Below are 9,211 nucleotides of genomic sequence, written 5' to 3' on the forward strand. Positions count from 1 at the left end.
TCGGCGCAGGCCTCGGAGCGGGTCTCGTCTCGCCAGGGCCCGCTGACGCCGTCGAGACACCGCTCAGTGGCACCACTACGGTTCCGTCGAGACCTGCCACGACCGCGGCCCCGGTGGTCGAATCGCCGACGCCCGTGCCGACAACCGACCCGGTGACCGACCCGATGGCCCCGGCGCCACCACCGGCGTCGCCATCACCGGCGGTGCCATCCGTCAGGTCGCCGCAGCCGACGCCGACGCCGTCGGCTCCCGAGCCTCCCCAACCGAGTAGGGTCCCGGCGCCGACCCCGACCGTGCGGGCACCACTGAGCGTGAGTCCCGTACCGCGACCGGCGTTTCCGAATCAGAAGCCCCCTGAGGGATCCGACGACGGCGGCAGCGGCCTTCTGGGTGGACTTGGCGGACTGCTGTAGCGGTCGCTCTCAGTCGAGGCGATACACCAGCGACGTGCCGACCGTGATTGCCGGATAGTGGTCGGCGACCCAGTCCGCAATCTCCCTGGCGTGGGAGGCGCTGTGGTTCTCCGATCGGATCACCCTGCCCTGCGGTTGCGCCGACCCGCCACGGCCTGCCTCGACGTAGTAGGTGACTCGCCCGGCGTGCACGTCGCCGATGAACTGGTCAAGAGTGGGCGTCGGATCACCGCTCCAGCCGCCGATCGCCATGACGGAGGTTCTGGTCGCGAGTTCAAGCGCCGCAGCCGATTGCGAGCCGTTGGTCGCCGCCGACCAGGGGGTCGTCGTCGCCGCCAGCATCGCGGCTAGCTCACCGTTGGTCGCTTCGTCGCCGGTCCAGCCGCCTGCGGTGAGCCGCTCGTGCGGGCGGGTCAGGTTCACGGCATTCGGGATGGCGCCGTGGTGAGGCGTCGCGACCGTCGCGACGGAGAAGACGACCGTGCCTGCCAACGCGGCGGTCAACCCCGCCACCGATCCGACCACCGAGGGCCTGCGTCGGCCGGCGAGGATGCCAATCGCCGCGGCGCCGCCTGCCGTCGTGATGGCGGCAGGCAGCCAGGGCGATCCAAAGTGGTTGTGGCGCAGCAGTACCGATGACCACGAAGCGCTCAGGACAATCAGGCTGACCATGGCGATCCGGCCATCCAACGCCGCGCGCGAACGCCACGCCCAGACGGTGCCCAAGCCGACGAGTGCGCCGATCGCAGGTGCCAGAGCAACGGTGTAGTACGGGTGGATGGTGCCTCGCATGTAACTGAAGACCGCGCCGGTCAGCAGAAGCCAACCGCCCCAAGAGACGACGGCTGCCCACTCGTCGCGGTCGAGTCGTCCGCGCACGGCCAGGTACCCGCCGAAGGCGGTGGCGAACAGTGCTGCGGGCAGCAGCCAGGAGATCTCGTTCGCCATCTCGGTGATGAACAGTCGATGCAGACCGGTTGCCGTCTTCATCGAACCGACCAGCGGCCCACCCCAATCCGATTCGTGTCCCACCAGGCGTCCCACCCCGTTGTAGCCGAACGCGAGGTCCAGCACCGTGTCGTCCGTCGAACCACCGATGTAGGGCCGCGATCCAGCGGGCACCAGCTGCACGACCAAGACCCACCAGCCGGCCGCGACGACCAGCGCACCCCCGGCTCCCATCAAGTGCAGCAACCGATTTCGCCACGATGTCGGCGCCGCCACCAGGTAGGCAAGACCGAAACCGGGCAGCACCAGGGCGCCCTGCAGCATCTTCGCGAGGAACGCGGTCCCCAACGCCGCGCCGACCAGTGCCAGCCACCTCCACGACGCCGCCCGAACCGCGCGTGCCAGGCAGTAGGCGGCGACCACCAGCAGCAACGTCAGGAGCGCGTCGGGGTTGTTGAAGCGGAACATCAGCGCAGCGGCGGGTGTGCACGCGAGGACGGCGCCGGCGATCAGGCCCGCGGCCGCGCCATGGTTGGGATCGCGCACCACCCGTCGGACGGCGGCGAACAGCACGGCCACCGCCGCGACGCCCATCACCGCTTGGGGCGCCAGCACCGACCAGCTGTTCATCCCGAAGAGCCGCACCGAAAGGCCGGTCACCCAAAGCGAGGCCGGCGGCTTGTCCACGGTGATGAAGTCATTGGCGTCGAGCGAACCGAAGAACCATGCCGACCAGCTCTGCGAACCGGCCTGGGCGGCAGCGGCGTAGAAGGTGTTGCCGTAGCCGGAGGCGGACAGCTGCCACAGGTACATCGCGGCGGTGCACGTCAGCAGGGCAGCGAGGAGCCACCGTGGCCACCGGGTAGTCACGAAGTTCAGCTAACCGCGACCCGCTGGCTATCAGCTGTGGGTGGTCAGGCCGAAGAGTCGTGCGGCGTTGTCGTGGAAGACCCCGCGCAGCCAGTCGTCGTCGATCCCGTCCAACGCAGTCAGCACCCGCATGGCATCGAGGAAGCCGTACGGGATGTTGGGGAAGTCGCTTCCGAACAGGATTCGGTCACCGAGCGCGACGAGTCGGGATAGCTCCGAGGACGGGAACGGCATCAGCTCCTCGACGAAGGGGGTGAAGGCCATTGTGGTGTCGAGCCTGACCTCGGGGTACTTCTCGGCGAGAGCGAGGAAGTCGCCGTACTCCGGCATTCCCAGATGAGCGACGATGAGCCGAAGCCTGGGGTGGCGGGCCAACACCGCCTTGATCGACTCGGGTCCGGTGTAGTTGCCTGGCTGCGGTCCGGATCCGCAGTGGATGACGATGGGGGTCTGCGCCTCGGCGATGACGCCCCACACCCCGTCGAGCAGGGGGTCGGCCGGGTCGTAGTCGCCGACCTGAACGTGAGCCTTGAACACTCGCGTGCCACCATCGATTGCGGCGGTGACGTACTCGTCGGCGCCGGGCTCGGGGTAGAACGTGGCGGTCGCCAGACAGTCCGGCGTGGTCGCGGCGAACTGTGCGGCCCACTGGTTCAACCACGCTGCCATCCCCGGCTTGTGCGGGTAGACCAGCGAGGTGAAGGCGCGGACGCCGAAGCTCCGCAACGTCTCGAGGCGGTCGGCTTCTTCGGTGCGGTAGGTGATCGGCCAGACGCGCCCGACGAGCGGCCCGGCGGCGTCGAAGTACTGCCACACCTTGTCCATCACGCGCTTGGGCATGAAGTGGGTGTGGACGTCGACGATGCCCGGCAGCCCCAGCTGTTCCCAGATCGCACGTACGGCGGTTGATTCCTGCATCGTCAGACAGGATGTCATCATGTGGAATCCCGACGTGTACCTGGCCTTCGCGGACCATCGCGGGCGTCCGTTCTACGACCTGCTGACGCGGGTGGGCGCCGAGTCGCCGCGCCGCGTGGTCGACCTCGGTTGCGGGCCGGGGAACCTCACGGTCACGCTGTCGGACCGCTGGCCGGGTGCGGTCATCGAGGCCGTCGACAGCTCACAGGAGATGGTCGACGCCGCCCGCGAGCGGGGGCTGGACGCCAGCCTCGGGGAGCTGGAGGCGTGGGCGCCGAAGCCCGACACCGACGTGCTGGTGAGCAACGCTGCGCTGCAATGGGTGCCTGGGCATCGGGAACTACTGGTCCGGTGGGCGGCTGAGCTGCCAACGGGGGCGTGGATCGCCGTCCAGGTGCCCGGCAACTTCGACGCTCCGTCGCACGCCGCGGTGCGCGAGCTGGCGAGTAGTCAGAAGTGGGTGAATGCCTTGCGCGACATCCCCTTCCGGGTCGGAAAGGTGGTCGATTCGGCCGCCGAGTACGCCGCGATGCTCGCCGACGCCGGCTGCGCCGTCGACACGTGGGAGACCACCTACGTGCACGAGCTCACCGGTGCGCACCCGGTGCTGGACTGGATCACGGGCACTGCGCTGACGCCGGTGAAGGGCGCACTCGGCGAAGAGGATTGGCAGCAGTTCCGCCGCGAGCTGATCCCCATGCTCGACGAGAGGTACCCGGCCCGACCGGATGGGCGGACGTTCTTCCCGTTCCGCCGGATCTTCGTGGTCGCCCAGGTTCGGGGCGAGCGTAGCGGCGGGGGAAATCGGAGCTAGGCGCCGTCGCGCCTGGCCGCGAGCACCTCGAGCACCTCGGCGACGAGTTCGTCGATGTCGGCGCCCGTGGTGTCGAGCACCAGGTCGGCGTTCTCGGGTGGCTCGTAGGGGGCGTCGATGCCGGTGAGCCCCTTGAGTTCACCGCTCCTGGCCTTGGCGTACAGGCCCTTCGGGTCGCGCTTCTCGCATTCCTCGACCGAGGTGCAGATGTAGACCTCGATGAACGGCAGCTTGGCGGCATCGTTGAGGGCTCGGGCGATGTCGCGGTCGGACTTCAGCGGCGACACCAGTGACGCCAGCGCCACCACGCCCGCATCGGCGAACAGTCGGGTCAAATGGCCGACCCGCCTGATGTTCTCGGCTCTGTCGCCCGCGGAGAAGCCGAGATCGTCGGAGAGGCCGTGCCGGATGTTGTCGCCGTCGAGCAGATAGGCGACGTCACCTGACTCGACGAGCGCACGCTCGACGGCGACCGCCAGCGTCGACTTGCCCGATGCGGGCAGGCCGGTGAACCAGATGGTGGCTCCGCGCTGGCTCGTCGCCGACCACCGATGGTCACGATCCAATGCCGATGGGTGCCAACGGATGTCGTTGCGGGCGTGGGTACCCGGTTTGACCTCGCGTGGCTCGATGATGGTGCCAGCGCCGATGGTGTCGTTCGACGTCTCGTCGATCAGGATGAAGGCGCCGCTGTCCCGGTTGTCGGAGTACGAGTCGGCGACCACCACCGAGCTGGTGCGCAGCGTGACCTCGCCGATGTCGTTGATCGACAGCTCGACCGGATTGTCGAGTTCGTCGAGCGTCTCGGGATCCAGCCGGGTGTGCAGAGCCTGTACAGTCGCGCGCACCGTCTTGCTGGTCTGCTTCAGGGCCACCCGGTCGCCGGCGCGCAAAGGGGTCTCGGTGAACCAGCACACGGTCGCGTCGAGTTCGCGGGCCAGCACTGGTAGCACGGCATCCTCCGCGCCGCTGACGAAGACGTCGCCGCGGCCGACGTCGATGTCGTCGGCCAATTCGATCGAGACCGACAGTGGCGCAACGGCTGTCGCGCGATCGTCGTCAAGGGTGTCGACCGCAGTCACGGTGGAACGGGTGCCCGCTGGCAGCGAGACGATCGAGTCGCCGACGCTCACCGTGCCGGCGGCCAGTCGTCCGGTGTAGCGCCGTCGCTCGTCGGCGGTCGGCCGCGACACCCACTGGATCGGCAGCCGCAGCTTGGCGGCTTCTGGCTGCGGTGCGGACAGTTCGACGCCCTCGAGGTACTCCAGCAGCGTCGGCCCGCTGTACCAGGGCGTGTTCTCGGAGCGGTGCACGACGTTGTCCCCGTGTTTTGCGGCGATGGGGATCACCGACAGCTCGGCGCCACCGAGGCGCGCGGCCATCTGCTGTAGTTCTCGGGCCACCTCGTCGAACCGGTTCTGGTCGAAGTCGACGAGGTCGATCTTGTTGATCGTCGCCACGAAGTGCTTGATACCCAACAGCTTTGCGATCCTGGCGTGTCGTCGGGTCTGGCGAAGCACTCCGGCCCGAGCGTCGACGAGAAGGATCGCCACGTGAGCGTTCGAGGCACCCGTGAACATGTTGCGGGTGTAGCGCTCGTGGCCGGGGGTGTCGGCGAGGATGTAGCTGCGCGACTCGGTGGAGAAGAAGCGGTAGGCCACGTCGATCGTGATGCCCTGTTCGCGCTCGGCCCGCAGACCGTCCGACAACGCGGCCAGATCGGCGATGCCCTCTTCGTCGGTGACGGCCTCGAGGTGGTCGAGCGGCAGGCTGTCGGTGTCGTGCATGAGCCTGCCGATCAGCGTGCTCTTGCCGTCGTCCACCGAGCCCGCGGTCGCGATGCGGAGTAGTTGGCGGGTCATCACATCCCCCGTCGCTTCGCTCGCCTCATCAGAAATACCCTTCGCGCTTTCGGTCTTCCATCGCCGCCACCGACGTGCGGTCGTCGGCGCGGGTCTCGCCGCGTTCGGACACGGTGGCCGCAGAGATCTCGGTGATGACGCCCGCGATGTCTCTTGCGTGGGAGCGGACGGCTCCGGTGATCGTCAGGTCGCCCACGGTGCGGTAGCGCACCCACTCGACCGCTGAGGTCTCGTCACCCTGAGGCTGCACGTACGTGGACACCGCGAGCAGGATGCCGTCCCTGGCCACCACCTCGCGCTCGTGCGCGAAGTAGATCGACGGCAGCTCAAGGCCTTCCAGCTCGATGTAGCGCCAGATGTCGAGCTCGGTCCAATTGCTCAACGGGAAGACCCTGACCTGCTCGCCCTTCTTGATCCTGCCGTTGTACAGCGACCACGGCTCAGGCCGCTGGGCCCGCGGGTCCCACTGCCCGAACTCGTCGCGGAAGCTCAGGATGCGTTCCTTGGCCCTCGCGCGTTCCTCGTCGCGGCGGGCGCCACCGAATGCGGCGTCGAAGCCACCGGCTTCCAGGGCGTCGAGCAGCGTGCGGGTCTGCAGACGGTTCCGCGATCCGGCGGGGCCGCCGACCTCCTGGACTCGGCCGCTGTCGATCGACTCCTGCACGGACCCGACGATCAGCTTGTGGCCATGCTCGCCGAGCCTGCGGTCGCGGAATTCGATGACCTCGTCGAAGTTGTGACCGGTGTCGACGTGCAGGACGGGAAACGGCAACGGCGACGGCCGGAAGGCCTTTTCGGCGAGCCGGAGCAGCACGATCGAATCCTTGCCAGCGGAGAACAGCAGCACGGGGCGCTGCAACTCGGCGACGACCTCGCGGATGATGTGCACCGACTCGGCTTCGAGCAGTCGCAGTTCCTCGACGTGGGTGTCGTCCCGCGTCTGAGCCGTCATACCGGAAGACCCTCCTTCTCCGCATCCCTGCGGTAGCGATCGACCCAGTCGTCGGACCGCTGGTCGGCCTGGCGTTCCAGTACCGGTGCCGGGGCGAGACGCGGGTCGAGACCGAGTGCCTCAAGGACGCTACCCACCACTTCGGTGAGGTTTCGCCACAGCACCGGGTAGGACACGTCGATGGGGTCGATTCGTTCCTCGGCGAACCACGCTCGCCACGCGTCCTCCTGGGCACGGAGCATCGTCACGACGTGCGCGATGGCACCGGCGTGGTACTCGGCACGGGCGTCGCGGACGGGATCGGGACGTCCCCGCCAAACCCTGGTCTGCACCGCGCGCCAGAACGACACGGCCTGAGACACCACGTCCGGCCGGTACACGTGGACGAGAACGGGGTCCGTGCCGACGACGTCGCGGATCGCCGACAGCAAGCCGGTTCCGGACCGTGCGGGGAGGCCCGCCGCGCGTTCCATCAACAGCGGGGTTTGGTTCCACATCAGCTTGCCGCCCCACACGCCGTTCGGGGTGCGACCGACCGTGCGGATGTAGTCCCGCCAGATCTCGGGCGGGGCCAGGTCGGGCTTGCCTTCGTCGAGAGGGTCGAGCAGGCGCAGGATCGACTCGTCGCCGGCGTCTTCGAACCACTGGCGGGGCTGGGGCGACATGCTGGTGGTCGGCAGGTACTGGAAGAACTCCTGCGGCTCGCCTGCCACGCCCGTCGCGCGCAGCGACTCGACGAGCAACGTGCTGCCGCTACGCTGCGAGGCGAGTACCAGATATGCGGGCGGGGTTGCCATGGCGAGAGCCTAGCGGCTGCCGAAATCCGTTGTAGTCCGGCTATTTTGCTCACCACGAGCGAAACCATTACCCGAGGTTGGCTCGATGCCGCGGTCGATTGCGATGCCCGAGCGGCTAGTCGCGGGTCGCCCGTGGATGTTCAGGTAGGTGGTCGTGAATCGCTCGGAAATCCGCGTGCCCGCGAAGTCCGACGGGATGACGTCGTTCGTCTCCTGGCGCCACGCGTCGAGACGCAGTGCGAGGTCGGAGGCGACCGCCTCGGTGGCGGCGTCGGCGTCGGCGGTGAGCAGATTGCGGCTCTCGGTGGGGTCGGCGATCACATCGTAGAGTTCGCGCGCCGGGCGGGGTTCGCGGGTCGTCGGCGCGACTGCCTGGCCGGGGGCACTGTCGGCGACGTCCCACGGCAGGTCCAGAAGCGGTCGAGGAGCGTAGTTCTCGATATAGGTGTATTCCGTTGTCCTGACGGCTCGTATCGGGTCGAACGAGTCGTGATAGGTCTTGGTGGTGTAGACCTCGGTGCGGACCGGATCGGTGCGCGGATGCACCAGCGCGCCCGCGTGTGACACGCCATCGACCTCGTCGGGCACCTCGACGCCGAGCAATTCGAGCAGCGTGGGCACCAGGTCGACGCCGCTGAACAGATCCTCGTACACCCTCGGCTCGGCGGCCAGCCGCGTCGGCGGACGCACGATGAGCGCGATCCCGGTGCCCGCGTCGTACAGCGTCGACTTGGCCCTTGGCAGCGCCGGGCCGTGGTCGGTGAGGAAGATTACCCAGGTGTCGCGGTCAAGCCCGGTCTCGGCGAGGGTGTCCAATAATTGGCCGACCGCAGCGTCGGCCACGGTGATGGATCCGTAGAAGTCGGCGAGGTCGTCGCGCACGTCGGGCAGGTCGGGCAGGTAGTCGGGCAGGCTCACCGCGTCGGGATCCGCGGGCTCGTAGCGTTCAGGTGGGTACGGCCGGTGGGTCTCGAAGAACCCCGCGGTGAGCAGGAAGGGGTTCTCGGGCGGGTTGGCCAGCCATCGCGTCGCATGCTCGACGACATATTCGCAATATGAGTTCGACACGTCGAATTCGTCGAATCCGAGCTTCGATGGATAGGACGTCTCATGTTGCATGCCGAAAAGAGCTGTATGCCAACCAGATTCGGAGAGCAGGTGCGGAAGGGTGCGGACTCCGGGCCGGTACTCCCAGCCGTGATGGGCAAGCCCGAGCAGGCCGTTGCTCTGCGGGTAGCGGCCGGTGAACAGCGAACCCCGCGACGGTGAGCACAGCGGAGCAGTGGCGTGCGCGCGGGTGAACAGGATGCCTTCGGCGGCGAGCTGGTCCAGCCGGGGGCTGCGCACGTCGGAGTGGCCGTAGGCGCCGAGGTATCTGCCGAGGTCGTGCCAGTGCACGAGGAGCACGTTGTCCGTCATCGTTGATACACGGAACAGGGTTCTCGCGGAAACGGCAACCATTGCGCTCGTCGGGATGGGTTCTCGAGCTTTCAGGGGCCTGGTTCGGCGAGGAGGCGTTCGGGGTGGTGGTAGTAGTTGATGCGGGTTTGGCCGGTGTCGAGGGCTGGGGGTGGAATCCATTCGGCGACGCCGTTTCTGATGGTGACCGTCCAGCCTTCTTCGGCGAGGCGGTTGTC

Annotated in this window: 7 protein-coding genes and 2 pseudogenes; 2 read left to right on the forward strand and 7 right to left on the reverse strand. The window is 67.9% G+C overall.

Features of this window, described 5'->3' with window-relative positions:
• Positions 1–413: pseudogene (locus QOD90_RS08830) on the forward strand (hypothetical protein); the annotation flags it as partial.
• A 9-nt stretch (positions 414–422) separates the two neighbouring features.
• On the opposite strand, the gene QOD90_RS08835 reads toward QOD90_RS08830, so the two are convergent.
• Together QOD90_RS08835 and QOD90_RS08840 are read right to left on the reverse strand one after the other, a co-directional pair.
• Positions 423–2,231: an ArnT family glycosyltransferase gene (locus QOD90_RS08835; protein ID WP_526348722.1), complete on the reverse strand. Its 1,809-nt coding sequence runs from the start codon at positions 2,229–2,231 to the stop codon at positions 423–425.
• A 30-nt stretch (positions 2,232–2,261) separates the two neighbouring features.
• The gene (locus QOD90_RS08840) at positions 2,262–3,149 is read right to left on the reverse strand and encodes an amidohydrolase family protein (protein ID WP_526348724.1); all 888 of its coding nucleotides are present in this window, start codon (positions 3,147–3,149) and stop codon (positions 2,262–2,264) included.
• 19 nt (positions 3,150–3,168) lie between these two features.
• On the opposite strand from QOD90_RS08840, the gene QOD90_RS08845 reads away from it, so the two are divergent.
• A complete protein-coding gene (locus tag QOD90_RS08845) occupies positions 3,169–3,963 on the forward strand; it encodes a trans-aconitate 2-methyltransferase (RefSeq protein WP_526348726.1) in 795 nt (264 codons plus the stop codon).
• Here QOD90_RS08845 and cysN read toward each other — a convergent pair.
• The 5 genes and pseudogenes from cysN to QOD90_RS08870 form a co-directional block, all read right to left on the reverse strand.
• Positions 3,960–5,825 (reverse strand): sulfate adenylyltransferase subunit CysN, encoded by a 1,866-nt coding sequence (cysN, locus tag QOD90_RS08850; protein WP_526348728.1) that lies wholly within the window; start codon positions 5,823–5,825, stop codon positions 3,960–3,962. The two genes, QOD90_RS08845 and cysN, sit on opposite strands and share 4 nt — an antisense overlap.
• A gap of 28 nt (positions 5,826–5,853) precedes the next feature.
• Positions 5,854–6,777 (reverse strand): sulfate adenylyltransferase subunit CysD, encoded by a 924-nt coding sequence (gene cysD, locus QOD90_RS08855; protein WP_526348730.1) that lies wholly within the window; start codon positions 6,775–6,777, stop codon positions 5,854–5,856.
• Entirely contained in the window at positions 6,774–7,574 is an 801-nt protein-coding gene (gene stf0, locus QOD90_RS08860; RefSeq protein WP_526348732.1) for a trehalose 2-sulfotransferase, read from the reverse strand. Before stf0 ends, cysD begins: the two co-directional genes overlap by 4 nt.
• 9 nt (positions 7,575–7,583) lie before the next feature.
• On the reverse strand, positions 7,584–8,993 hold the full coding sequence (locus QOD90_RS08865; protein WP_526348734.1) for a sulfatase family protein: 1,410 nt from the start codon (positions 8,991–8,993) through the stop codon (positions 7,584–7,586).
• Positions 8,994–9,064: 71 nt separating this feature from the next.
• A pseudogene (locus QOD90_RS08870) lies at positions 9,065–9,211 on the reverse strand (HNH endonuclease signature motif containing protein); the annotation flags it as partial.

This window comes from Mycobacterium sp., assembly GCF_032161845.1.
GTDB lineage: Bacteria > Actinomycetota > Actinomycetes > Mycobacteriales > Mycobacteriaceae > Mycobacterium.

Bases quoted from the DNA above. Each gene is read 5' to 3' on its own strand.
- QOD90_RS08840 (WP_526348724.1), bottom strand. From the start codon at position 3,149: ATGCAGGAATCAACCGCCGTACGTGCGATCTGGGAACAGCTGGGGCTG.
- QOD90_RS08845 (WP_526348726.1), top strand. From the start codon at position 3,169: ATGTGGAATCCCGACGTGTACCTGGCCTTCGCGGACCATCGCGGGCGT.
- cysN (WP_526348728.1), bottom strand. From the start codon at position 5,825: ATGACCCGCCAACTACTCCGCATCGCGACCGCGGGCTCGGTGGACGAC.
- cysD (WP_526348730.1), bottom strand. From the start codon at position 6,777: ATGACGGCTCAGACGCGGGACGACACCCACGTCGAGGAACTGCGACTG.
- stf0 (WP_526348732.1), bottom strand. From the start codon at position 7,574: ATGGCAACCCCGCCCGCATATCTGGTACTCGCCTCGCAGCGTAGCGGC.
- QOD90_RS08865 (WP_526348734.1), bottom strand. From the start codon at position 8,993: ATGACGGACAACGTGCTCCTCGTGCACTGGCACGACCTCGGCAGATAC.